At 60.5% G+C, this 26,048-nt stretch carries 15 protein-coding genes and 1 tRNA gene; 12 read left to right on the top strand and 4 right to left on the bottom strand.

Annotated elements, in window-relative coordinates:
- Positions 1 to 30 precede the first annotated feature (30 nt).
- On the bottom strand, positions 31 to 6,249 hold the full coding sequence (locus tag INR99_RS09145) for a PAS domain S-box protein (protein ID WP_194116034.1): 6,219 nt from the start codon (positions 6,247 to 6,249) through the stop codon (positions 31 to 33).
- Positions 6,250 to 6,514: 265 nt separating this feature from the next.
- Between INR99_RS09145 and INR99_RS17905 the strand changes: the two genes are divergently transcribed.
- On the top strand, positions 6,515 to 9,055 hold the full coding sequence (locus INR99_RS17905; RefSeq protein WP_194116033.1) for a methyl-accepting chemotaxis protein: 2,541 nt from the start codon (positions 6,515 to 6,517) through the stop codon (positions 9,053 to 9,055).
- A gap of 124 nt (positions 9,056 to 9,179) precedes the next feature.
- Positions 9,180 to 9,270: transfer RNA gene (locus INR99_RS09135), tRNA-Ser, on the top strand.
- Positions 9,271 to 9,573: 303 nt separating this feature from the next.
- Here the strand turns inward: INR99_RS09135 and INR99_RS09130 are convergent.
- Positions 9,574 to 10,752: a DUF2863 family protein gene (locus INR99_RS09130; protein ID WP_194116032.1), complete on the bottom strand. Its 1,179-nt coding sequence runs from the start codon at positions 10,750 to 10,752 to the stop codon at positions 9,574 to 9,576.
- Positions 10,753 to 10,880: 128 nt separating this feature from the next.
- Between INR99_RS09130 and INR99_RS09125 the strand changes: the two genes are divergently transcribed.
- Entirely contained in the window at positions 10,881 to 11,219 is a 339-nt protein-coding gene (locus tag INR99_RS09125; RefSeq protein WP_194116031.1) for a YkgJ family cysteine cluster protein, read from the top strand.
- A 6-nt stretch (positions 11,220 to 11,225) separates the two neighbouring features.
- Here INR99_RS09125 and INR99_RS09120 read toward each other — a convergent pair whose 3' ends face one another.
- Both INR99_RS09120 and INR99_RS09115 read right to left on the bottom strand, forming a co-directional pair.
- Positions 11,226 to 12,020, bottom strand: a complete 795-nt coding sequence (locus INR99_RS09120) for a transporter substrate-binding domain-containing protein (protein ID WP_194116030.1) — start codon at positions 12,018 to 12,020, stop codon at positions 11,226 to 11,228.
- A 188-nt stretch (positions 12,021 to 12,208) separates the two neighbouring features.
- Entirely contained in the window at positions 12,209 to 12,760 is a 552-nt protein-coding gene (locus INR99_RS09115) for a DJ-1 family glyoxalase III (protein WP_194116029.1), read from the bottom strand.
- A gap of 136 nt (positions 12,761 to 12,896) precedes the next feature.
- Between INR99_RS09115 and INR99_RS09110 the strand changes: the two genes are divergently transcribed.
- From INR99_RS09110 to INR99_RS09070, 9 genes are all read left to right on the top strand, one after another.
- Positions 12,897 to 13,394 (top strand): Dps family protein, encoded by a 498-nt coding sequence (locus INR99_RS09110; RefSeq protein WP_194116028.1) that lies wholly within the window; start codon positions 12,897 to 12,899, stop codon positions 13,392 to 13,394.
- A 61-nt stretch (positions 13,395 to 13,455) separates the two neighbouring features.
- A complete protein-coding gene (locus INR99_RS09105; protein ID WP_194116027.1) occupies positions 13,456 to 14,013 on the top strand; it encodes a lipid-binding SYLF domain-containing protein in 558 nt (185 codons plus the stop codon).
- An 84-nt stretch (positions 14,014 to 14,097) separates the two neighbouring features.
- Complete coding sequence (gene smc, locus INR99_RS09100; RefSeq protein ID WP_194116026.1) at positions 14,098 to 17,601, top strand: chromosome segregation protein SMC; 3,504 nt, start codon at positions 14,098 to 14,100, stop codon at positions 17,599 to 17,601.
- Positions 17,602 to 17,705: 104 nt separating this feature from the next.
- Positions 17,706 to 18,941 (top strand): cell division protein ZipA C-terminal FtsZ-binding domain-containing protein, encoded by a 1,236-nt coding sequence (locus tag INR99_RS09095; RefSeq protein WP_194116025.1) that lies wholly within the window; start codon positions 17,706 to 17,708, stop codon positions 18,939 to 18,941.
- A gap of 15 nt (positions 18,942 to 18,956) precedes the next feature.
- Positions 18,957 to 21,413, top strand: a complete 2,457-nt coding sequence (gene ligA / locus INR99_RS09090) for an NAD-dependent DNA ligase LigA (RefSeq protein WP_194116024.1) — start codon at positions 18,957 to 18,959, stop codon at positions 21,411 to 21,413.
- A gap of 339 nt (positions 21,414 to 21,752) precedes the next feature.
- Positions 21,753 to 22,997 (top strand): ABC transporter substrate-binding protein, encoded by a 1,245-nt coding sequence (locus INR99_RS09085; protein WP_228098179.1) that lies wholly within the window; start codon positions 21,753 to 21,755, stop codon positions 22,995 to 22,997.
- Positions 22,998 to 23,080: 83 nt separating this feature from the next.
- Positions 23,081 to 23,980, top strand: coding sequence for a carbohydrate ABC transporter permease (locus INR99_RS09080; RefSeq protein ID WP_194116023.1), 900 nt, complete (start codon positions 23,081 to 23,083; stop codon positions 23,978 to 23,980).
- On the top strand, positions 23,973 to 24,830 hold the full coding sequence (locus tag INR99_RS09075; protein WP_194116022.1) for a carbohydrate ABC transporter permease: 858 nt from the start codon (positions 23,973 to 23,975) through the stop codon (positions 24,828 to 24,830). Before INR99_RS09080 ends, INR99_RS09075 begins: the two co-directional genes overlap by 8 nt.
- Before the next feature lie 80 nt (positions 24,831 to 24,910).
- Positions 24,911 to 25,999: an ABC transporter ATP-binding protein gene (locus INR99_RS09070; RefSeq protein ID WP_194116021.1), complete on the top strand. Its 1,089-nt coding sequence runs from the start codon at positions 24,911 to 24,913 to the stop codon at positions 25,997 to 25,999.
- The last annotated feature ends 49 nt before the right edge of the window (positions 26,000 to 26,048 follow it).

Raw genomic sequence — 26,048 nt, 5'->3', positions numbered from 1 at the left:
TCTTGTTTTGTAACTGTAGACGAAAGCCGCTTATTGCGAAGGCATGTTGCTGCTTTCCCAGCCCTCACGCCAGGCCATGAAATCGGCCGTGTTCATCGGTTTGGCAACCAGGTAGCCCTGTATTTCATGACAGCCCTGTGCCAGCACCAGCTGCCAATCCTCGCGGGTTTCCACGCCTTCGGCAACCAGATTGAGGTCAAAGCGCTGACCGAGCTGCACACTGTGTTCCAGAATGGCCTGGGCCGATGTGTCGTGGCTGGCGCCACGCACGAAGGCCTGATCGATTTTCAATTCGGAAAACGGTGTCTGCAGCAGGTGCTCCAGGGTGGAAAATCCGGTGCCGAAATCATCAATCGACAAACCGAACCCCTGGATCCGCAAGCGGGTGAGGATATCCAGACTGATCACGTAATCGTGAGCCAGTTGCGTTTCGGTGATTTCCAGCGTGATTTTGCTGGCACTGATGCCGGCTTCATCAAGAATCGCCAGCAACTGTTCCGGCAGATCGAGCCGGTTCAGATTATGCATCGACATATTGATCGACAATTTCAGATCGAGACCTTGCTCCTGCCAGACCCGCAAGAGTGCGACGGCCTGACGGAAGATGCTGAAGGTCAGTTCATCAATCAGCCCGGTTTCCTCGAGCACCGGAATGAAGTGATCCGGGGTCAGCAGCCCGCGCTGCGGATGCCGCCAGCGCGCGAGACATTCGGCGCCCAGCAGCCGGTAACTGCGTGCGTCAACCTTGGGTTGCAGGTAGAGCTCGACCGCACCTTCTGCCAGTCCGAGCCGCAATTCCTGCTCGCCAAGTGGCGCACTGCTAGCCTGCTGCCTGGGTTCGGTGGCCGGCCGATCGGCCTGCTCAGTCAGCAGGCTGGCCAGCCGTTCCCGACTGACCGGCTTGGCCAGCGCAGCATGCAGATGCACGCCGAAGGAGCGCGCCAGCCGTTCTGTTGCCCGCAGGACGTGGCTATCCATACCCGAAAGAATGGCGACTTCGCCATCAAAGCCGGTAAGCCCGACTTGCCTGAGGAAGCTGACCCCGTCCATTTCCGGCATCTGCAAGTCGCACAATATCCAGTCCGGATGCTGCTCGCTCAAGTAGCTGAGCGCCGCATTGGCATTGCTGAAGCTGAAGGTCCTGCCCACGCCCAGATCCGCCAGGTGCTGTTGCAGCAACTCCAGCGTGAAGGGATCGTCATCCAGCAGCAGCACGGTCAGTTCGGCATATTGGTCCTCTGCGGCAGAAGCCGTTGCAGTGCTGGGTGCCGCTGAATGCAGATAGCCCTGCTGCTGCAGCCACTCTGCAGTTTGCTTATAGAGGGTATTGGCCTGCAGGTATTGTTCCTGCAGTGCTTTTAGGTCTATACCCTCGTCAGATTTCTCGATTGACTCAAGTTGCCCGGCCAGGCGCAGTGCGCCGACGGTGCGGGCAATGGATTTCAGCCGATGACTTTCACGCCGCACCTGATCGGCATCCTCGGCAGCCAGCAGTTCGTGCATGCTGGCCAGCCCGCTGTGCATGGCTTCGGCAAATTTGCCGAAATACCGTTCCTGCCGTTCACGGTCATCGCCCAGCATGCTGCGCATGGCGGCTTCATCCAGCAATGCCTGGCTGGCAACCGGACTGGCAGGCTTACTCGGGTGGGCCGAGTCAGCGACGCCAGAGGCAGGCTGCCGGTCATGTCCCAGCCAGTGGGCCAGGGTTCGGTAGAGCTGTTCCGGTTGTACCGGCTTGCCGACAAAATCGGTCATGCCGGCCTCCAGGCAACTGCGGCGGTCGCTGGTGGAGACATTGGCACTTAGCGCCAGAATGGGGATCGCGGCAAAGGCCGGATTCTGGCGCAATGCGCGTGTGGCCGCATACCCGTCCATTTCCGGCATCTGCACATCCATCAGGATGGCATCGAAATCACCGCCCAGTGCCAGTTCGACGGCCTGCCGGCCATTTTCCGCGAGCGTGACCTCAATGCCGATCTCATCCAGCAACTCGCGCGCGACTTGCAGATTGAACGGGTGATCGTCAGCCACGAGCACCCGCTTGCCCGCGAGCAGGGCGCGATAATCCTGCGGCAGCACGCTGGTCGGCACAAGTGGTCCGGAGCCGCTTGCCAGCGGCAGGCGCAGCGTGAAGCTGAACTGGCTGCCTGCGCCCGCAGTGCTGGTCACCACCAGCTCGCCGCCCATTTTCTGCACCAGTTGCTGGCTGATGGCCAGCCCCAGTCCGCTGCCACCGTAGCGACGGGTTGTCGAGTTGTCTGCCTGGGTAAAGGAATCAAACAGATGCGGCAGTGCCGATGCCGGTATGCCGATGCCCGTATCACTGACGGTAAATCGCAGCAGCTCCGCGCCCTGATCCTGCTGCTGACGGGCAATACTCAGGCTGACTTTGCCAGCGTGGGTGAATTTGATCGCATTACTGAGCAGATTCAGCAGGATTTGCTTGAGCCGCAGCGCATCGCCATGCAGCAGGTCAGCGATCTGCGAGTCCACCTCAAGGAGCAGAGTGAGCTGTTTTTCCTGTGCTTTCTGCTCCAGCAGGATGCGCAGTGTTTCAACCAGACTGCGCAAGGAGAAATCGCCCGAGTCGAGCTCCAGTTTGCCGGCCTCGATCTTGGAAAAATCGAGAATATCGTTCAGCAGCCCAAGCAGATGGTTGCCTGACAGGGTGATTTTTTCCAGGTAATCGCGCTGCTGGGGACTGAGTGTCGTCTGCTGGGCCAGATAGGCCATGCCGAGCACGCTATTGAGCGGGGTGCGGATTTCATGGCTCATATTGGCCAGGAAGGTGCTCTTGGCGAGACTGGCGGCTTCCGCTTCTTCCTTGGCCTGTTCCAGCTCCCGGGTGCGTTCGATGACCCGGTGCTCCAGCGTTGCGGCCAGTTGCAACAATTCATCTTCGGCGGCCTTGCGCTCGGTAATGTCGCGAATCATGGCCGTGTAGATCGGACGGCCACTGTTTTCCGAATACGAGATGGCCACATCCACCGGAAACACCTGGCCGTTGCGCCGTTGCCCGATGATCTGCCGCACACTGATGCCCTTCATGCGCCGGCTCTGGCTGCCGCTGGCAGCAAAGCGTCGCATCATGTCGCGATGCAGCAGCGCCTGCGCCGGCGGGATGAGCAATTCGATCGGTTGGCCGATGGCTTCGCTGGCGCTGAACCCAAACATGCTTTCAGCGGCATGGTTGAACAGGATGATGCAGAAATCGGCATCGGTGGTCACGATGGCATCCATTGCCGTATCGATCATGCCTGCGAGCTGGCCGCGCTGGGAATCGAGCTCGGCTTCGATGTGCTTGCGCCGGTCGATGTTGGTGATGGTGCCCAGCATGCGCAGCGCTACCCCGGCTTCATCGCGGCTGGTGACCATGCCGCGGATTTGCATCCAGGGGTAGTGGCCCGCCTTGTGGCGTACCCGGCATTCCGCCAGAAACAGCTCGGCCTGACCACTCAGATGCGCCTGCAAGGCTTGTTCGACCACGGCACGGTCATCCGGATGGACCTGGCCAAAATCATTTTGCGGCGTCCCCGGCATTTCCTCGGGTGAAAAGCCCAGCAGGCGTTGCCAGCCATGGTCATAGCTGACGCGCTGGCCGGCGATATCCCAGTCCCAGATGCCGTGACCGGCAGCCTCGATGGCAAAATGCAGGCGGTTTTCGGCTTCGCGCAGCGCGGCACTGGTACGGTGGTACTCGCGGCGGCTGTGCAGCGCAAAAATAACCTGGCTGAATGTGGCCACCACTGGCGTCAGGTTCTCCGCAATCTCCGCTGTATAGCCGCCTGGCCGGTTGGCCAGGCCGATCAATCCCACCATTTCGTTGCCGCGAAATACCGGCAAGCCGATGAATGCCTTCAATGGCGGATGCCCTTTGGGCAAACCACCGGCGCGCGGGTCGTTAGCCGGGTCGTTGCTGATGACCAGTTGCCGCTCTTTCATGCAGTAACCGAAGAGCGTATCCAGATTGCGAAATTCCAGTCCGCCCTGCAGGCTGCGGGCGTACAGCGCCCGGGTAGCGTCATCCCAGCTGATGTCGGTGAGGGCATGCGTTTTCAGATAAGGTTGATCATTCTCGGGGTCAAGGAACACCTCGCCGATGAAGCCGTATTCGCTGTGTGTGAGCTGCAGCAGCAACTCCAGCATCCGCGCAAAGGCATTTTCCTCGTTCTGGGTTTCGATGAAGGCCCCCTGAATCTCCGCAACAGCGGCCAATTCGGCATTGGTGAACGCCAGCTGATCCTGTGCCCGGTGGAAATCGCTGATGTCGCGCTGGGCGGTGACCCAGACCAGACCGTGTTCGCGATGATGGAAGGTCGATATATGTGCCTGGGTCCAGAATTCGCTGCCATCCTTGCGGCGATTGTGTACTTCCCCATGCCAGACGCCCTGGCTGCGCAATGCCTGCATGATGCGGCTGGCCAGCTGCTCCGGATCCTGGCCGCTCTGGGCATTGAGCTGATGCACCGGCATGCCGAGCAACTCACCAGGAGCGTAGCCGAATAGCCGCTCCATGCGCGGGGTGGCATAGACAATCTCGGCGCTGTCGGCGCGCACCAGATGGATGCCTTCTTCCATATTCAGCAGCATCTCGCTGTGCAGGCGCTGTTCCTGCTCGAGCTGTACCCGTGCCGAAATATCCAGAATGCTCACTGGGACACAGACTGCCTCGTCCAGATCGCGCGGGATGGGATAGGAGATTTGCGCGCGCAGCGCTTTGCCGCTGCAAGTCTGCAGATCGACTTCGCCGCTGAATTGCGGGTCGCCACGCCAGTAGGCCAGCAATTCGTCGCGCATGACCTGTGGGGCATCAGGCCCGAACAGGGCCAAGAAACCCTCATCCAGAAGCTGCTGTTTATCCGGGATTTCAAACAGCGTCAGCGTTGTCGGGTTGACGTCGATAACCCGCATCAGTTGCGCCATTTCAAATACGGCCGCCGGATGTTCATCCAGATAGGCTGCCAGATCGGTCACTCCGTCGTGCCGCAGTTGCTCCATGTGCTGCAGCAGCGCCGTCTTGTCCTCCAGCCAGACCGATATGGTCAGGCTGTCATAGAGCTGCTGCAGTCGTTGTTCAGTCAGCTGCCGTGCTTTGGCTGCTGCCTGCTGGGCGGTGATGTCCCGCCATGCCGAGCGGGTGTGCAAGATGCGTCCGTTCGCATCGCGCACCGCAGTACTACTGAGCAAAACAGTCAATACTTTGCCACTGCGGGTGCGTATTGATAGCTCGACATCGCGAATTTCGCCATGCTCAAGAAAATAGGGCAGGGTAACTCGCCGCACCATATCGGCACTTTCGAGGGTATAGATGTCGAAGACGCTGCAGCCTATGGTCTCCGCCTTGGTACGTCCAAGGGTATTCAATAGTGTCTGGTTGCATTCGAGAATCAGGCCACTATGCGGATCGATGGACAGCAGCATGTCCGGTGAATGGTCATACAGATCCTGGAATTTGGCCTGACTTTCCAGCAGCGCCTGATCGCGCTCCCGCCGGGCACTGATGTCACTGATGTAGCCCTCGATATACACCAATTGCCCATCGGCATCGTAACGGCCGTCAGCCTGATCCCAGACCCATTTGATCTGGCCATCGGCGGTGACGATGCGGTATTCATTGCTGCAGTGCAGGCGCTGCGCCAGATGATGCTGGCACTTCTGCCAGAGCCACTCGCGGTCATCGGGGTGCACCAGATCGCCCAGGCAGGTGTCGCGGTTGCCCAACAGTGCCGCGACCGGATAACCGGTCAGCGGCAGGCAACCCTCACTGGCATACAGCACCGTCCAGTCCGGATCATTGCGGCACTGGTAGGCCATGCCAGGGAGGTGCGAGAGCAGGCTGGCGATATGCTGCTCGCGTTCGGCCAGCTGATTACCCAGCATGTGCAAGGGCGTGATGTCTTCGACATTGCCAACATAGCCGACTGTATTGCCTTCCTGATCATGCAAGGGGCGGGCACGCGACAGGACATAGCGGGTTTCGCCATCAGGAACACGGATACGGAAGGTCATTTCAAACGCGCTGCCGCGTTGCACGGCCAGCTGCCATTGCCGGAACACTTGCTCGCTGTCGTCCGGATGCAGGCTCGAGGCCCAGCCTGCGCCCAGAGCCTGTTCGGCATCCAGCCCGTACATGATCTGCCAGGCCGGGTTGGTATAAAGACAGTTTCCCCGGGTATCGGTCAGATACATCCCCGCAGGGTTCTGGTCGACCAGTTGCCGGAATACGTGAAGATCAAGTTCAGCTGTCATGGCGGGCAGATGCAGGCGTGAGGGCACTCCATCAATCTAGACCACAATCCCGGGCCGCAGCAGGATCGATGTTGTTTGTGCATTGCAGCAAGCCGTACTTGCCTTGCAGAAGTCGAGCGCTATAGTGATTTGTAAGGCGCCAATAGCTGTCCTTGTACTTTCGGTCTGCTGATGTGTGCTGTGTTGTCGTGCAAGTGACCGGGTTGTTTTCCGGTATTGTCAGTCAATCAGATGCCAGGAGAAGGCGATGTCCTCCGGTAAATCCATGAAAGTTGGCACCCAGCTGGGGATCGGGTTTGGGGTCGTGCTGTTTTTACTGCTGCTGATCAGTGCGCTGGCGTATTTGCGCATCGAGCAGCTCAATGGCGGTATTGAAATGATGCTCAATGATCGCTATCCCAAGACTGAACTCGTCCACAAACTCCAGAAAAATCTGGATGGGGTGGCATTGCAGAACCGCAATGCCATGCTGTTTAGCGAGCAAAAGGATATTGATGCTGCGCTTGCCTCGGTGGCCGAAATGCGCAAGGCAAACAGCGAGCTGTACGAGCAGCTGGATAAGCTCATCAAATCCGAAAAGGGCCGAGCTCTGCTGCAGGATGCCACGGATAAGCGGGCCGAATTCAGCAAAAATCTTGATCGATTCCTGGAATTGCGCAAAACCAGCCCGGAAGAAGCCAAGCTGCTGATGCTGGGTGAGTTGCGTGCGACCAATCAGGCTTACAGTGAATCGTTGGGACAACTGATCACCTATCAGTCCGAGTTGATGAAAACGGAAGGCAAGGAAGCGGACGACTTGGCCAATGCCGCACGCCTGCAGGTGATACTGATGGCCGTGCTGGCCCTCGTATTGGGTGGACTGCTGGCTTGGCTCATCGTGCGGCATCTGAAGCGGCAGCTCGGTGGCGAGCCCGGTGATGCCGCGGCAATTGCACTCGCTGTGGCGCAAGGCAAGATGGATAACGCGTTTGAGCTGAGGGCCGGTGATGACAGCAGTGTGCTGGCCGCGATGAAACAGATGCAGGACGGCATCAACCGCTTTATTGCAGCCCAGCGCCAGATGGCGCAGCAGCACGAAGCAGGCTGGATCCGCGAGCAGATTGATGCGAGTCAGTTTGCCGGCAGCTTTGCGCAGATGGCGACGGACATCAACACGCTGGTGAACGCCCACATCGCGGTGAAGATGAAAATCGTCGAGGTGATCACCGAGTACTCCCGCGGCAATTTCGCGCCGGATATGGACCGGCTGCCAGGCGATAAGGCGAAGATTACGAGCGCAATTGATCAGGTCAAGGCATCGCTGCTGGCGATTAGCAACGATGTGAAACTGCTTTCCGAAGCGGGGGCGCGAGGTGATTTCAGCCAGCGTGCCGATGCGGCCCAGTATCAGTACGTGTTCCGCGAGATGGTGGAGAATCTCAATCGGCTGGTTGAAACTTGCGATGTCGGCTTCAATGATGTGCTGCGGGTTGCCAAGGCACTTGCCAGTGGCGACCTGTCCCAATCGATAACCAAGGACTACCCGGGACTCTTCGGCGCAACGAAGGAGGGGGTCAATAACACCGTCGAGGCGTTGCGCAAGATCGTGGCCGAGATTGAACATCTGGTGGCTGCTGCGGCAGATCGGGGTGATTTCAGTGTCAAAATGGCACTGCAGGACAAGCAGGGCTACACCCGTCGTTTGTCGGAGTTGCTGAACCAGCTTTCGGATGTGACGGAAACCGGCTTGCGGGATGTCATACGCGTAGCTTCGGCCCTGGCGCAGGGCGATCTGACCCAAACCATCAGCAAGGACTACCCCGGCTTGTTCGGCGAAACCAAGCAGGGAGTGAATCTCACGGTGGCCAATTTGCAGAATCTGGTCGGCGAAATCGCGGATTGTGGGCAATCGATCAACTCGGCTGCCCATGAAATCGCACAAGGCAATTCGGATCTGTCACGCCGTACCGAATCGCAGGCGGCAAGCCTCGAAGAAACGGCATCAAGCATGGAAGAACTCACCAGCACGGTGAAACAGAACGCCGAAAATGCCAAGGTCGCCAGCCAGCTGGCCCGCGGCTCCATGGACGTGGCCACCAAGGGCGGCGAAGTGGTTGGGCGTGTTGTCGATACCATGAGTTCGATCAATGAGTCCTCTCGCAAGATTGTCGACATCATCAGTGTCATCGACGGCATTGCCTTCCAGACCAATATCCTGGCGCTCAATGCGGCCGTCGAGGCTGCGCGTGCGGGGGAACAGGGGCGCGGCTTTGCCGTGGTGGCTTCCGAAGTGCGCAGCCTGGCGCAGCGTTCGGCATCAGCGGCCAAGGAAATCAAGCAGCTGATCAGTGACTCGGTCAGCAAGGTTGATGATGGCTCGAAGCTGGTGGGCGAAGCGGGTACGACCATGGCTGAAATCGAAAACAGCATCAAGCGGGTGACGGACATCATGGCCGAGATATCCAGCGCCTCGATTGAGCAAAGCTCGGGGATCGAGCAAGTCAACCAGGCAGTGATCCAGATGGATGAAGTTACCCAGCAAAATGCTGCGCTGGTCGAGGAAGCTTCGGCGGCGGCCGAGTCGCTGCAGGAACAGGCGCAAACGCTGGCGCAGGCTGTCAGTGCCTTCAAGCTGGAACGCAGCAGTCTGCGCCTGGCCGCTCCGGCACCGGTGCACGCTGCGCCCGCCAAGCCTGCTCCCGCCTTGCCTGCGGCCAGCAAACCCGCGAAACCGGCTGGCATGCCTGTCCGTGCAGTCAAGGCCAAACCGGCAGCGCCGCTTCGTGCGGCCGTAGCCGCAGAGGGCGATGACTGGGAAGAGTTCTGATTGAGCTAGTGGAATGATGGTCAGCGCGCCCCTTGCGGGCGCGCTTTTTTACAGCCTTGCTCCATAAAATCGTATTACAGGTTTGCCAGTTGCTCCGAGTGTGTGTATAGTTCGCACCTCTTCCGGAGAGATGGATGAGTGGTTTAAGTCGCACGCCTGGAAAGCGTGTATAGGTTAATAGCCTATCGGGGGTTCGAATCCCCCTCTCTCCGCCAGAATTCGCCAAAAAAGCTCTGATAAATCAGGGCTTTTTTGTTTTTGGCTTTGCAGTATGCCCTCAGGTATGCCATTCATGTGGCGCTTGCAAGGGCAGCTCCAGAGCACCCACATCAGCCCATTCAATTGCCAAAAGTCTGCGTGATGCTGACCGTGGTTGGGAATGCCGGACGGTTGACGTTGTCCGGCTCACACCACTGCGGATGCTCACCACAGGGGTATTGTTTCTTTCAAACAAAAAGCCGGGTATAAGCACCCGGCTTTTTATTTGAAATGGCTTCATGCGTATACATGAATGGGTATCAGTGAAGGTGCTGCGGTGCCTGCTCCTGCGCTTCTTCCGGGGGCTCGGTGTGCAGCAGTTCGCCATCACTGTTCGGAAATAACGGGCTGCCACAGTCATCGCAGTGATCGCAGGGGAAACTGTGATCGTGCACGGTGATCGTACTGATGCCACATTCACGCAGGATGGCTTCGATTTCGCCGATGCAGTCGCTGTGTTCGTTTTCACCATCCAGCAGTGGCCAGACCACGCCATGCACGACCTGGCTGCCACGGTTGAGCATGAAGCCGATACGGTATTCTTCCAGCCGCTGCTTGTAACAGGCGGCTACTGCGGCACTGATCTGCCGCGCTTCCAGATTCAATGTCAGCTGCAGGAAGGAGACGGTGGCGCGGATGGAGTACGCGCGTGATGCCCGGTCGGTTTCGCGCCAGGCGGCAAAATAGGCTTGGGGTAACAGTGCTTCCATTGCGCAGCCGGCGAAGACCGGCGTCAGTGCCGCGGCGCCCTGTTTGCGCCATTGCACCTCGGCCTCCTTGCGCTCACCATCGTCTTCCTGCCAGCGGAACAGGGCTTGTCCCAGTGGCGCGGCAACTGCCGCGACGATGTAGCGCGAATCCGACAGAAAAGCTGCGGTTTCCGGGAGTGCCGCATCAGCCAGCGCTAGATCCTGCGCGCGGACTGCCAGTGGCGCCATTTCCTGCAGCAATGCATAAGTGGGGCAGAACCCCTGCGGCAGCTGATCCGGGCTGAACAGATAATCGACCAGGGCGAGGCGCGTGCCGCGTGCCAGAATATGCGCGCCCAGCTGGACGCGCAGGGTCTGCAGCAGTTCACGGCCCAGTGCGCCGGTCGGTATGGCATAGCGCGACCAGCTTAGTAATGGTGCCGCCAGCAATACCACCTGCCAGTCCTGCCCGTCATGCTGGACGATGCGCGTTTCGCAGGCCGCTTCGATGGCATTGGCGAGTTCACTCCAGGCATCCGATTCAGCCTGAGCCAGGGTCTCCAGCGCCACGTTGAGGCTTTCCTCGTCTCCACCCTCCAGCAGTGGCAGAACGGCTTCATCCAGTGCCGCGATCCAGAACTCGTCTTCGGGGCGGGTGCAGGAGTCGGCCAGACCATTGGCCAGCCGGATCAGTTCGTCCAGGTCGGCGGTACGGCGGTTGCGGCGGGGAGTGCGCGGGCGTTTGAGCATGGTGGAAAGCAGCAGGGTGGCGTTCAGATTGTGCGGGATTCTAGCACCCGCATGCCGCTAGCGGCTTGGCAAGACGCAAGGAACAGGGTAAATAGCTGCGCGTTGATCCCTTTTCTGCCGGCCAATCGATGGATAATCCCTGTCTTAGCTGTGGCGCCTGCTGCGCCGCATTTCGCGTGACCTTCCACAGCTCCGAGCTTGAAAGCGAAGGCGGGCGCGTGCCGGACGGTCTGGCTGATCCAGAAGGGTACGAGCACGCACGGTTGAAGGGGACCGATTACGCCAATCCGCGCTGTCTGGCGCTGTGCGGCACCATCGGCGAGAAGGTCTGGTGCGGCATCTATGCAGAACGCCCGTCGCCGTGCCGTGAATTTGCGCCGCTGGCAGAGATCGGCAATTTCGCCTCGGCGTGCAACCGTGCCCGTGCGCGTCACGGATTGCCTGCCCTGCCTGTGGTTGACGGTTGAGCCAGGCTACAGCTCGTCAGGTACCACTAGGGGGATCCGGACGCGTTGCTGCAGGTTCAGCGGTTGCAGCTGTTTGCGGAAATGCTGCTCCAGCAGGCGTTGCTGCAGTCCGCTTTCTGCCGCAGCCGTGAGAGCCTGGCTGATTGCATCGTGCAAACCGGGTTCCCGGGGGCTGACATAGAAAATGAAGTCCCGGTCATACACCAGCACTAGCCGCGGTTCGATTTCCAGCTCCGGGCGGGACTGCTGTTCCGGCCCGATTTCAAGTGCGCCTCGTGGCAGATAATCGATCTGGCGCTCCGGTGTGAGCAGCATTCGGTATAGCAGTTGCCAGTCGCCGGTTTGCTCGAATACGGGTAGCCGGTTGAATTGCCAGATCCGCACATCGAACCAGTCCTTGCCCATTCCGGCTCGCAGATTCAGTGCCTGCAGATCGGCCAGGTTGTTTACCCCGGCAAGGCGGGTGGATGCGCCGCGCGGGATCAGCAGCAGGCGCTGGCCGATGAGCCCTTTGGTCAGTCCGACGGGGACTGGCAGATATTGCGCGTCGCGCTGCTTGCTTTGCAGGAGCCAGTGGACGCTGATTTCCCCGCTTTCCAGCAACTGGTTGCGTCGGGCTGCCGGCAGTTCGGGGCTGACCTGCAGCGTGACGGTATGCCCTTGTGCACGCAGCGCCTCACTAAGCAAGCGATGATAGTACTCATGCTGGCCATCGCGACGGGCTTGCAGCCGGAGGGTAATGTCCTCGCACAGCGCCAGAGGGGAGAGCAGCAGCAACAGGATCAGTACATAGCTTCGCATGATTGCGCTCCGGTTGCAGTTACCCCAACACTAGCCCGCACTGCCGCGAAAAAGAAGAATCCCTTGTAAGCCTGGCCGATGAGCAGCACGATCGCCGGCTGGTGATGCAGAGTTCTCCTGATCAATGCACTGGGTGAGCTTGTGTTCTGGCCAGGAGTTGAACAGCGCGTACCTGGCCTACCCCGGGATTAAAGGTAGAGCATGGCACGGCCGACTTCGCGTGCGGCGGTTTCACCTGCCAGCTTGCCCAGCAGGGTCAGGGCAAAGCTCGCGGCCGTTGCCGGGCCGCGCGAGGTGATTACGCTGCCACTCTCGACCACGTTGTATGCGCTTACGCTGGCGCCGACGCTGTTTAGCGTGGCTTCGCAGCCAGGGAAGCAGCAGGCGGTTTCACCGGCGAGCGCGCCGGCCTTGGCCAGTACCATCGGCGCCGCGCAGATGGCGGCGACCAATTTGCCTGCCGACTTGTGCGCCTGCAGCCGCACATGCAGCGCCGGGCTGGCCAGCATGGCCTGCGTGCCCGGGCCACCGCCTGGCAGAATGATGGCATCGGCCAGCATTCCTTCTGCTGCACTGAAGGGCTGGTCGGTGTGCAGCGTGATGCCGTGTGCGCCCGTTTGGGCGGGAGTTTCATCCAGCGAAATCAGGCGTGTGTCGACACCGCCACGCCGCAGGATATCGGCGATGGTGACGAGTTCGACTTCTTCAAAACCGGGGGCGACATAGATATGGGCAAGCATGGTTTCTCCTTGGCTGGTGATTGCTTTTGTCAAACTTGCAGATCGGTAAAATCTACTTCAAATCCGCACGGTCGTGTAGTTAACTGGCAATGAAACGCCGCCGATTCGCGCGGCAGAGAACGTCAAGGAGACCAAGATGGCCAGCAAGAAAACTGCTTCCGCTCCCCGCATCGACATCGGCATTTCCGACAAGGATCGCAAGGCGATTGCGGCTGGATTGTCCCGCCTGCTGGCGGACAGCTACACGCTCTATCTGATGACGCACAATTTTCACTGGAATGTGACCGGGCCGCAGTTCAACAGCCTGCATGTGATGTTCATGAACCAGTACTCGGAACAGTGGACCGCGCTGGACATGATTGCCGAGCGCATCCGCGCGCTGGGCGAGCCGGCGCCGGGCACCTACAAGGAGTTTGTCAAACTGGCATCGATCAAGGAGGTTGAGGGGGTACCCAGGGCCAATGACATGATCCGGCACCTCGTCGCCGCCCAGGAGGCCACCGCGCGTACCGCGCGCAGCCTGTTTTCGCTGGTGGATGCAGCCAATGACCAGCCTACGGCCGATCTGCTGACGCAACGACTGGAAGTCCACGAAAAAACCGCGTGGATGCTGCGCAGCCTGCTGGAGGAATAAGCAGTAGCAATCCGCATGGCAGGCTATAACAGGGAGGTCATTACACTTTCTGGAGTCTGTCATGCTGCACGTTGTGAAGCGTTATTTCTTGCTGCTGCTCTGTGGCAGTTGGCTGCTGGCTGCAAATGCCAGTGCATTGACCGCGTCCGAGCAAACTGCCCTGAACAAGTCTTCCCAGGCTGCGCTGCAAAAATTGGTATCCAGTGTGCCTGCCGCGAAAGCGCTGCATGCCCAGGCCGTGGCCGTGCTGGTATTTCCGGCCGTGAAAAAAGGCGGCCTGGTCGTGGGTGGACAGTACGGCGAGGGGGTGTTGTGGCGTCAGGGCAAGCCGGTGGCTTACTACAGCACGGCAGGCGCCTCATGGGGGCTGCAGGCCGGCGTGCAGAAATACGGCTACGCGCTGTTTCTGATGAATGACGGCGCGGTGGCTGCGCTGGATGCGCAGCAGGGTTTCGAAGTGGGTGTTGGTCCCAGTGTGGTGCTGGTCGATGAAGGCATGGGGCGCAGCATGACCACCAAGACGATCAAGGACGACATTTACGCCTTCATCTTCAGCCAGAAAGGGCTGATGGCCGGCCTGGGCGTACAGGGCAACAAGCTGACGCGCCTGAATCAGTAGCAAAACCGCATTCGGCTAAACCCGTCGCTGCGAGCGGCGGGCCAGTCCGGTACAATCGGCGCACCCGCAACTTCTGCTGCTGCCGTGCGCCTTTCCCACATCAAGCTGGCCGGATTCAAATCCTTCGTAGACCCCACGTCGATTGCCGTGCCGGGTCAGCTGGTGGCTGTCTGCGGCCCAAATGGATGCGGCAAGTCAAATGTCATCGATGCCGTGCGCTGGGTGCTGGGTGAATCCAGCGCCAAGCAGTTGCGTGGCGAATCGATGCAGGACGTGATTTTCAACGGCTCGACCACGCGCAAAGCCGTGAGTCGTGCCTCCGTCGAGCTGGTGTTCGACAATTCGGCGGGAACGGTGCAGAGCCAGTGGGGCCAGTTCACCGAAATCAGCATCAAGCGCGTGCTGACGCGGCAGGGTGAGTCGAACTATTGCATCAATAACCAGGCGGTGCGGCGGCGCGACATTACCGATCTCTTTCTTGGTACCGGCGTCGGCAAGGGCGGGTATGCCATCATCGGCCAGGGGATGATCAACCGCATCATCGAGGCCAGCCCCGAGGAGCTGCGGCACTTTCTGGAAGAAGCTGCGGGCGTGTCCAAGTACAAGGAACGCCGCCGCGAAACGGAATCGCGGCTGGCCGATACCCGCGACAATCTCGCGCGGGTTGAAGATATCCGGCAGGAACTGGAGCGCCAGCTTGACAAGCTGGCCGCGCAGGCCGAGGTGGCCAGCCGCTACCAGAATCTGCGCGAAACCATTACCGAAAAACAGAATTTGCTGGCATTGCTGCGCAAGCTTGAGGCCGCCCGCGAGGCCGAAGCCGCCCGTCAGGCCATCGATGCCGCGCAGACCGCACTCGATGCCCAGCTGGCGCAGTTGCGTGCACAGGAAGCCCGGCTGGAAGAATTGCGCGAGGCGCATTTCCGCGCGAGTGACGATGTCCATCATGCACAGGGGCATCTCTATGATGCCAATGCCACTGTTGCGCGACTGGAGCAGCAACTGCAGCATTTGCGCCAGACTCGCCAGCGGCTCAGCCAGGAGGCGCAGTCGGCGCGTGACAGTCTGCAAAGGCTGGACGAGACCCGGCGCCAGCTGGCCGCCGAAATGGAAGACTGGCTGCTGCGCAGCGAAGAGGCCAGCCTCCGCGCCGAGGAAACGGCGCTGCAAGCCGAAGAGGAACATCTGCGGCTGCCGGAGCTGGAGCAGGCGCAGGCCGAGCTGGATGAATGCTTCCAGTCCTTGCGCGAGCGCCATGCGCAGGCGCGGGCTGCCGCGCAGCTGGCGCGCCAGCAGGCACAAAACCATGCACGGCAGCGCGACCAGTTGCGCGAGCGGCTGACCCGGCTGACTGCCGAACAGGCACGTACCGTCGTGCCGGATGAGGGCGAAGACGATCAGCTGGAACTCGATGCGGCAAGGATGGCGCTCGAAGAGCTCGTGCTTGGCATGCAGGACAGTGAATCCCGTCTGCAGGAAATTCGTGAACAGCAACAAGATCTGCGCCAGCAGCATGAGCAGGCTCGGCTGTCTCTGGCTGCCCAGCAAACCCGGCACGAAGTCCTTACCGGGCTGCAGACGCCCAGACGGGCCGGCGAGCTGGATGCCTGGCTGAAGCAGCAGGGCTATGCCGCACTGCCGGCCTTGCTAGCCACGCTCACCGTCGAAGCCGGTTATGCCGAACTGATTGAAACTGCGCTGGGTATGCGGCTGAAATCATTAATGGTGGATGGCTACCCGGATATACCCCCGCCTGATTCTTTGCTGCTTGTGCGTCCCGGCAGGGCCGGGGCATTAGCCCCAGAGGCCGTTGCGCAAACAGGCCTGGCCACACTGGCAAGTTATGTTCAGGCCCACGATGCCCGTTGGCAGCCGGTGCTGGCAGACTGGCTGGCGCCCTTTCTGGTCGCCGATGATCTGGTACAGGCCTTGGCTTGGCAGGATCAATTGCACGCAGCTCAGCAGATCCTGACCCGGGACGGGCACAGCGTTGAGCGCCATGCGGTGCACTACCAGGTTGCCGCAGCCGGTGAAACCGGTGCACTGGCGCGCCAGCAGGAGCTGGCCGCACTGGATGCCGCATTGCCGCAAGCCGAAGAAACCGTGCGGCTGGCCGCCATGCAGCTCTCCGAAGCCGGCAGCAGCTTGCTGCAGATCGAGGCACAGCTGCGCGAGCAGCGTCAGTTGGAAAATCGCCAGCGCCAGTACGTGCATCAGGCCGAGCGCGAGCAGGCACGCCGGCAGGCCGAGCGCGAGCAGGCCAGTCTGCGCATGACTCAGCTGCAGGACGAGTTGCGCCAGCTGCGTCGTCAGCTGGACGATGAAGAACGCGCACTGCGTGATTGCGAAAGCGAAGCGGTGATTCAGGAGGCAGCACTGGCGCCACTAGACGAACAGCTGGAAAACCTGAAGCTGGATCGCGTCGAAGCCGAAACCGCGCTGACGCTCAAGCGCAGCCAGTTGCGCGAGGCCGACCGGCAGGCGCAGGAAGCGCGCTTTGCCGTACAGAGTGCGGCACAGCGGCTGGCCGAGCTTTCGCGTCGCAGCGAAGACCTGGTGCAGCAGCAGGATGCGCAACAGGAGCGGCTCGCCGAGCTGCTGGAAGAGCTGGCCGGGATCGACGAAGGCGACTTCGACGTGGGCTTCCAGGATGCGGTCAATATCCGCAGCGAGAAGGAACGCCTGCTCGCGGCGGCCCGAGACACGCTCAATGGCATAGCGCAGCAGTTGCGTGAGGTCGAAGCAGCACGCCAGTTGGTCGAGGCTACCCTCGAGCCCGCGCGCGAAGCCGTCAGTGCCGCCAGGTTGGCCGAGCAGGAGGCGCGGCTTGCGCTGGAGCGTTTTGCGCAGGAGCTGGCCGAGGCCGCAGCGGATGAAGCGCTGCTGCAGCAAAAGCTGGAACCGGGCATGAAGGTCGGGGCGCTCGTTAGCGAGATCGGCAAGCTCTCGCAAGCAGTGAATGCCCTGGGGGCGGTGAACCTTGCCGCACTGCAGGAGCTGGAGGCCGCGCGCGAACGCGAGGGGTATCTGCAGGCGCAGAGCGCCGATCTTTATGCTGCAATGGATACGCTGGAAAATGCCATTCGCCGCATTGATCGCGAAACGCGCGCACTGCTGCAGGGCACCTACGATGCGGTCAACGGCAATCTGCAGGAGCTGTTTCCGATGCTGTTTGGCGGTGGTCATGCCGAGCTGGTGCTCACCGGCGAGGAAATCCTCGATGCCGGCCTGCAGATCATGGCGCAGCCGCCGGGCAAAAAGAACGCGACCATCCACCTGCTCTCGGGGGGGGAGAAAGCACTTACGGCGCTAAGTCTGGTATTCTCGCTATTCAGGCTCAATCCGGCACCATTTTGCCTGCTGGATGAGGTGGATGCGCCGCTGGACGACGCGAATACCTTGCGTTTTTGCGATCTGGTCAAGAAAATGGCCGAACGCACGCAATTCCTGTTCATCAGCCACAACCGGCTGGCCATGGAAATGGCCGAGCAACTGGTCGGTGTCACGATGCAGGAGCAGGGGGTGTCGCGTGTGGTGGCCGTCGATATTGCTGCCGCACTCGACATGCGCGAAGCAGCCCCGGCCTGATGCGGAACAAATGCAGTACACGAAAGAGGCGCCCAGCGCCCACGGATGAAAACGCGTCCGCCTTGTGGCGGGTACGATGACAAGCAGATACGCCTGAACTGGATATGACAGATTTACAACTCGGATCACTGATTGTCGGCGGAACGATTGTCGCGGCAGTCTATGCATTTAACTGGTGGCAGGAATACCGCTACCGCAAGGAGGCCGGCAAGGCCTTTGCCCGGAATCAGCCCGATGTGCTGATGGATACCCCGAAAAATGTCGTGCGTCAGGGAGAGGCCCTGCGTGTCGAACCGCTGATTGACGAACCGCGGCTTGCGCCCGTGCTGGTGGATGACGATCCGGAGCCGCTGGTTGGCGAGGATGATATTCCGCCGATGCCCCCGGCACTCGCCGCGCGTGCGCCTCAGCCGGCACCGGCTGCGCCAGTGGCACCTGCTCCCGCTCCGGTGCGCGTGCTTAGCCCGGCTGCCGCCGCTGCGGCACCAGTTTCCCACGCCCCCGCGTTCGCTGCCGTACAGGATGACGAAGCCGATGCGCCGGCCGAGTTGCTGGCGACCAGCCTGATCGATCCCGCGCTGGATTTCATTGCTGAAGTGCATGCCGGCGAGCCGGTCTCGGCGGGTGAAGTGCCGCCGTTCTCCGGTGCCAAGCGCATCCAGGTGATCGGCCGTACCGTGCAGGATCACTGGGAAGCCGTTCACCCGCACAGCCGCAGCCGCTACAGCGAACTGCGCATCGCGCTGCAACTGGCCGACCGTCAGGGCGCCGTTACCCCCGAGCAGCTCAATGCCTTCACCATGAGCGTGCAGCAGTTTGCCGATGGCATCGAAGCCAGTGTTTCCTATCCGCAGCGCAGCAGCAAGCTCGCATCAGCGCAAGATCTGGATGATTTCTGTGCCGGTGTTGATGTGCTGATCGGTCTGAATATCCTTGCCGTTGATCGCCCATTCCCGCTGGAAAAGGTGCGGGTGCTTGCCGAGCAATCCGGTCTGGTGCGCGGTCAGGATGGCGCGTTCCACTATCGCAGCGATTCGGGCAAGACACTGTTTACCCTGGCCAATCAGGATCAGTCGCCGTTTGGCAAAACCTCGGAGGCCCTCACGCTGCTGTTTGACGTGCCGCGGGTGGCCGGAGGCTTGCCGGTATTTGATTACCTGTGCGATTTCGCCCAGAGCCTGTCGGGTGCGCTGGCTGGCAATCTGGTCGACGACAACGGCAAGCCGTTGACTCCGCCCAGCATCGCCAGCATCCGTAAGCAACTTGCTGGCATCTATGCCCGCATGGATGATCGTGGCATTGCTCCCGGATCGGTAGCGGCGCTGCGTCTGTTCGCCTGATATTCACCCCGCCTGATGGATAAACGCCGCTGCCAGTCAGCGGCGTTTGCTTTGGAGACCGATGTGTCTACCCCGACGACTGCCGAACTGAACCGCGTGGCCGAGCTGCGCGAGCTGCTGAACCGCTACGCGCATGAATATTATGTGCTTGATACCCCCAGCGTCCCCGACGCGGAATACGATCGCTTGTTTCGCGAGCTGGACGCACTGGAAGCACTGCATCCAGCGCTCAGAACCGCTGATTCGCCCACGCTGCGGGTCGGCGGCAAGCCGTTGGCCGAATTTGCCCCGGTAACCCATGCCCTGCCGATGCTGTCGATCCGCACGGAAACCGATGTCACCGCTGCCGGTGCCGAAGCGTTTGATGCCAGTGTGCGTCGTGAGCTGGATCTGCTGCCGCTTGATCCGCCACTCGAGTATGCGGCCGAGCTGAAATTTGACGGTCTGGCGATCTCGTTGCGTTACGAACACGGCGTGCTGGTGCAGGCCGCCACGCGCGGTGACGGTACGACTGGTGAGGACGTGACGCAGAATATCCGCACCATCGGCCAGATTCCGCTCAGGCTCAAAGGCAGGGCCCCCGCCGTACTGGAAGTGCGTGGCGAAGTGTACATGCGCCGCGATGCTTTCGAAGCACTGAACGCGCGGCAGCGCGAGCGCGGTGACAAGACCTTCGCCAACCCGCGCAATACTGCTGCGGGGGCCGTGCGCCAGCTGGATCCAGCCATCGCCGCACAGCGGCCCCTGTCGTTCTTCGGGTATGGGCTGGGAGTTGTCGAGGGCTGGAGTGATCAGCCCGATACGCACGCAGGTATCCTTGATGCGCTGGCTGCGTTCGGCTTTCCGGTCTGTGAGCTGCGCGAGGTGGCGCAGGGCGGGAGCGGGCTGGCTGCGTTTCATGCCAAAGTTGCTGCACTGCGAGACACCCTGCCGTTCGACATCGACGGCGTGGTCTACAAGGTGAACGATCTGGCGCTGCAGCGGCAGTTGGGCTTTCGCAGCCGCGAACCGCGTTGGGCCGTGGCGCACAAGTATCCTGCTCAGGAAGCGCTGACGGTGGTCGAGGCCATCGACGTGCAGGTCGGCCGTACCGGCGCGCTCACGCCGGTGGCACGGCTGGCACCGGTATTTGTTGGCGGGGTGACGGTGACCAATGCCACGCTGCACAATCAGGATGAGGTCGACCGCAAGGACGTACGCATTGGCGATACCGTTATCGTGCGCCGTGCGGGCGATGTGATTCCCGAGGTGGTATCGGTTGTGCTGGAGCGCCGGCCGATGCAGGATGTATCAGGCGTAGATCTATTTGATACGCGGCGTACCGAGCAATACCCCCCGTATCGTCTGCCAAGCCAGTGTCCGGTGTGTGGCTCCCACGTGGTACGCGAGCCCGGCGAGGCAGTGACACGCTGCTCGGGCGGGCTGTTCTGTTCGGCGCAGCGCAAGGAAGCCATCCGCCACTTTGCCGGCCGCCGCATGATGGATATTGAGGGACTGGGTGAGCGTTACATCGACAACCTGGTCGAGCTGGATTACGTCAAGACTCTGGCCGACCTGTACCGGCTGACGCTGGATGATTTCCTCGCCATGAAACGTCGTGCCGACGAGCGCGACGGCGTCGTGCCGGAAACGGTGAAGGCCGGGCAGGTGACGACCCGGTGGGCGGAAAACCTGCTGGAAGGGATTGCCGCCAGCAAGACGCCGCCGCTGAATCGCTTTCTGTTTGCGCTGGGTATCCGGCATGTGGGGGAATCGACCGCCAAGACGCTGGCCGACTGGCTGGGCAGTCTCGCCCTGATCCGCCGTGCGCCGGCGGCGCTGCTGCGCCAACTGCCCGATGTCGGGGCAACGGTAGCAGCGGCTATAGCCGACTTTTTCGCTGAAGCCCACAACCAGCAGGTTATCGATGAACTGCTGATGCTGGGGGTTGCGCCGCAGGGGGAAAAACCGCCGCATGCCGGCTTGCGCGACAAGCTGGCGCCCGGGGCATTGCTGGCCGCGCTGGATATCCCGAAGCTTACCGCAACACGTGCCACGCAGCTCGGGGCATCACTGACAACGCTGGCCGAACTGCGCGATTTTTCGACTGGCCGCTTGCAGGATGCGGGGCTGAGCGCCGAGATTGCTGCCAGTGTACAAAATTGGCTGACCAGTGATGAGAACGGGCAATTGCAGCAGCTGGACACACTGCGAGCGGAGTTGCTCGCCGGCCTGCCCGCGCAGGTCGCCAGCGCCGGTGTATTGAGTGGCAAAACGCTGGTGTTGACCGGCACATTGCCGAGTCTCACCCGGGACGAGGCGCAGGCCATGATCGAGGCGGCCGGTGGCAAGGTCAGTGGCAGTGTCTCGAAGAAAACCAGCTATGTGGTCGCCGGCGAAGCCGCAGGCAGCAAGCTGGCCAAGGCCGAGGAGCTGGGAGTGCCGGTGCTGGATGAGGCTGGTTTGCGGGCGCTGCTGGCTGAAGCTGGCTGATGCTGCGTTGCGGCATAAGTGCTGCGCGTATCGCTCTGAACATCTTGGATGGAAGCGGCTACCGACCGGTAGGCTCTTGGGGTATGTCGTTCGCCGGCTGCATGCGCAAGCCCATAAACGGCAGGTTTGCCACAGGGGTAGGCGAAACCCACGTCAATCCTTGTAGTTGCTGAGGCTTGATTACTTACAGATTTTCTCAATTGTCTGTGTGTCACCTTGCCGGATAAGGCCCGTCCCTGACGGGTAAGGACCTGATGTTGCAAATGAGTGTAGTTGTCATACTCTGAACTACATCCGGAGCAGCCACTCCGGAAGCACAACAATCAGGAGATCACACACATGGCAAAGCAGAAAATCGCCGTTCTGGCTGCAGGCATGATGCTGGCTTTTGGCGCCAGCGCCGCCGAAGTGGAAGTGCTGCACTGGTGGACCTCAGGCGGTGAGGCCAAGGCGGCGGTGGAGTTGAAGAAAACCATGGAAGGCAAGGGCCACAAGTGGAAAGACTTCGCGGTCGCCGGTGGCGGAGGTGAAAATGCCATGACCGTGCTGAAAAGCCGTGTGGTTTCCGGTCAGCCGCCTGCGGCGGCACAGATCAAGGGCCCGGCCATCCAGGAGTGGGGTGACGAAGGCGTCCTTGCCACGATTGATCCGGTTGCCAAGAAGGAAGGCTGGGACAAACTGCTCCCACCCGTGGTTTCGGGCGTGATGAAGTACAAAGGGCAATATGTGGCGGCACCGGTCAACGTGCACCGGGTGAACTGGCTGTGGGTTAACCCCGAGTTGCTGAAAAAGGCCAATGCCAAGGTGCCGGCAACACTGGATGAACTGTTCGTCACGCTGGAAGCGCTGAAAAAAGCCGGCATCCAGCCGTTGGCCTACGGTGGTCAGCCCTGGCAGGATGCCACGGTATTCGAGAGCATCGCGCTGGGTGTGGGCGGGGCGGACTTCTATCAGAAAGCCTTCGTCAAGCTCGATCAGGGGGCACTCAAGAGCCCCACCATGCTGAAATCACTGGAAACCTACAAGAAACTCAAGCCGTATACGGATAAAAATTCGGCTGGTCGTGACTGGAACCAGGCGACCAGCATGGTGATCAACGGCAAGGCCGCCATGCAGTTCATGGGTGACTGGGCCAAGGGTGAATTCCTCGCCGCTGGAAAGGTTCCGGGCAAGGATTTCCTCTGCGTGGCCGCGCCGGGAACCGACAAGGCCTTCACCTTCAATATCGATTCCTTTGTGTTCTTCAAGCAGGGCAGCAAGGAGGTGGAGAAGGGGCAGTATAATCTGGCTACTGCACTGATGAGCCCGGCATTCCAGGAAACCTTCAACCTGAACAAGGGATCAATCCCTGCGCGTACCGGGATGGACATGGCCAAATTCGACGAATGCGGCAAGAAGTCGTCGGCTGATTTTGCGGCCACGGCCAAGTCCGGTTCGCTGGTTCCGTCATGGGCTCACGGCATGGCCATGCGTTCGGCCACCCAGGGGGCCATCTATGACGTGGTGTCGCAATACTGGAACGACGACAAGATGTCGGCGCAGCAGGCTGCCGACAAGCTGGCTACCGCCGCCAAGGTCCAATAATCAGGGTATAGCCACACAGGCTAGTCATACCAAGGCCTTGCTCTGAATACCTCCCGCCAGCAGGCGGGAGGTTGGAGATCGACATGAGTCATACCACTCAATCCGCACACTACGGGTTTGCGGAGCGCTGGCTGCCGCGCCTGGTTCTGGCACCTTCTTTCCTGCTTTCGCTGGTCTTCATTTATGGCTTCATCGCCTGGAATGGTTACCTCTCGTTTACCCGCTCGCGCATTCTGCCCAATTACGAGTCGGCAGGTCTGTCCCAGTACGAAGCACTGTTCGCCAGCGAGCGCTGGTGGACCGCGGTGCAGAATCTGGGCATTTTCGGCGTGCTGTTCATCGGCGGGGCGATGGCTGTCGGGATTTTCCTGGCGGTGATGCTGGATCAGAAAATCCGCGCCGAGGGTGTGCTCCGCACCATTTATCTGTATCCGCTCGCACTGTCATTCATCGTGACGGGCACTGCGTGGAAGTGGATGCTCAATCCCGGTCTTGGCCTGGAAAAACTGCTGCATGACTGGGGATTTGCCAGCTTCACCTTCGACTGGCTGGTGAACCCGGATTATTCGATCTATACGGTCGTGATCGCCGCCATGTGGCAATCCTCGGGTTTTGTGATGGCACTGTTTCTGGCCGGTTTGCGCGGTATCGATGACAGCATCATCAAGGCCGCCCAGATCGATGGCGCGTCACTGCCGCGCATCTACTGGCGCATCGTGCTGCCGGCATTGCGTCCGGTGTTTTTCTCGACCCTGATGATTCTGGCGCACATTGCCATCAAGAGTTTCGATCTGGTCATGGCGCTCACGGGGGGCGGCCCGGGTTTCTCTTCCGATCTGCCGGCAACCTTCATGTACCAGATGGCCTTCACGCGCGGCCAGATGGGGCTGGGCGCGGCGTCGGCCATGATGATGCTGGCGACCGTTGCGGCTCTGGTGGTGCCGTATCTGTATTCCGAACTGAGGAGCAAGCGCCGTGATTGAGCAAAACCGCTTCTGGCGCATCGTCGTCTATGGCTCGCTGCTGATCGCGGCCGTGTACTACCTGCTGCCACTGTATGTGATGTTTACCACCTCGCTGAAAGGCATGGAGGAAATCCGCAACGGCAATCTGCTGTCGCTGCCACTGGATATCAGCCTGGCGGCCTGGCAAAAGGCCTGGTCGAGTGCCTGTACCGGTGTCGATTGCAGCGGGCTTCAACCGTACTTCTGGAATTCGGTACTGATGGTCGTGCCTGCCGTGGCCATTTCGACAGCGCTTGGGGCCATCAATGGTTACGTGCTCTCCAAGTGGCAGTTCCGAGGTTCGGAAATCGTGTTCGGGATGATTCTGTTCGGGGTCTTCATTCCCTTTCAGGTGTTGCTGCTGCCGATGGCGCAGACGCTGGGGCTCTTCGGCATGGCGAGTTCCATTCCGGGCCTGGTATTCGTGCATGTGGTCTGCGGACTGGCGAGTACCACGCTGTTTTTCCGCAATTACTACGTCGGCATTCCCGACGAGCTGATCAAGGCCGCGCGGCTGGATGGCGCCGGATTCTGGCGGATTTTCTTGCGCATCATCCTGCCGATGTCGACGCCCATTCTCACCGTGACCGTGATCTGGCAATTCACGCAGATCTGGAATGATTTCCTCTTCGGCGTGGTGTTCTCGGGACTGGATTCACGTCCGATTACCGTGGGGCTGAACAATCTGGCGAATACCACTACCAGCGTGAAGGAATACAACGTCGACATGGCTGCTGCGCTGATCGCCGCCTTGCCGACCATCATCGTTTACGTGCTGGCTGGCAAATACTTCGTGCGCGGGCTGACTGCCGGCGCGGTAAAGGGTTAGCCGCATTTTGCACAGGCCGGCTGCTGCCGGATCAATGACTGACAGCTGCCGCCTGACGGCAGCCCGTCCGGGGAGCAAACATGGGTGCACTGTCCATCCGCAACATTACCAAGACCTTCGGCGAAACCCAGATCCTGAAGGGCATCAATATCGACATCGACGCAGGCCAGTTTCTGATTCTGGTGGGTCCCTCGGGCTGTGGCAAATCCACGCTGATGAACATCATCGCGGGCCTGGAGGGCCCCAGTAGCGGTGAGGTTCATATCGGCGACCGGCTGGTGAATCACGTCGCGCCCAAGGATCGCGATATTGCCATGGTGTTCCAGAGCTACGCACTGTACCCCACCATGAACGTGCGGCAGAACATTGCGTTTGGTCTGGAAACCCGCAAGGTGCCCAAGGCCGAGCAGGATGAAACCATTGCCCGGGTTGCCAAAATGCTGCAGATCGACCATCTGCTCAAGCGCAAGCCCGGCGAGCTTTCCGGTGGCCAGCGCCAGCGGGTGGCCATGGGGCGTGCGCTGGCGCGCAATCCCAAACTATTCCTGTTTGACGAACCGCTCTCCAACCTGGATGCCAAGCTGCGGGTCGAGATGCGTGCCGAAATCAAGCAGCTGCACCAGCGCCTGAAAACGACGGTGGTCTACGTGACCCACGATCAGATCGAAGCCATGACGCTTGGTGATCGTATTGCTGTCATGAAGGACGGCGTGATTCAGCAGTTCGGCAGCCCGCAGGAAATTTATGATTCGCCAGCCAATCAGTTTGTCGCGGGATTTATCGGCTCGCCCTCGATGAATTTCATTCCCGTGCATGTGGCCGAACGCGAGGGAGAAATCGGGGTGGTACTGCAAGGCGATGGTGATGCGAGGTTCTGGCCGCTGCCGGACAAGTTGCAGCTGCGCGAACGTCTGGGGCAGGCGCTGACGCTGGGCTTGCGTCCGGAGCAGTTCGATCTGGTCAGTGCCGCAGACGGACTGAGCTGCAAGGTGTGCATCACCGAGCCCACCGGGCCGGATACTATGCTGTTCAGCCAGATCAACGGCAAGGACATCATCGCACGGGTGCACCCGCGGCATGCACCCCAAGCGGGTGAGTCATGCCATCTGCAGCCTGATCTGCGTAAGGCGGTGCTGTTTGATCCCGCTACCGAAGCGCGTGTGGCCTGATGGACCCCATAGCATTTGTGATCGCCGGCAGCTCGGCTACAATCGCGCT

Source organism: Chitinilyticum piscinae (assembly GCF_015223195.1).
In the GTDB taxonomy this organism is placed as follows: domain Bacteria; phylum Pseudomonadota; class Gammaproteobacteria; order Burkholderiales; family Chitinibacteraceae; genus Chitinilyticum; species Chitinilyticum piscinae.
The sequence above is the reverse complement of the archived record's forward strand: the minus strand, read 5'-3'. Positions and strand labels throughout refer to the sequence as shown.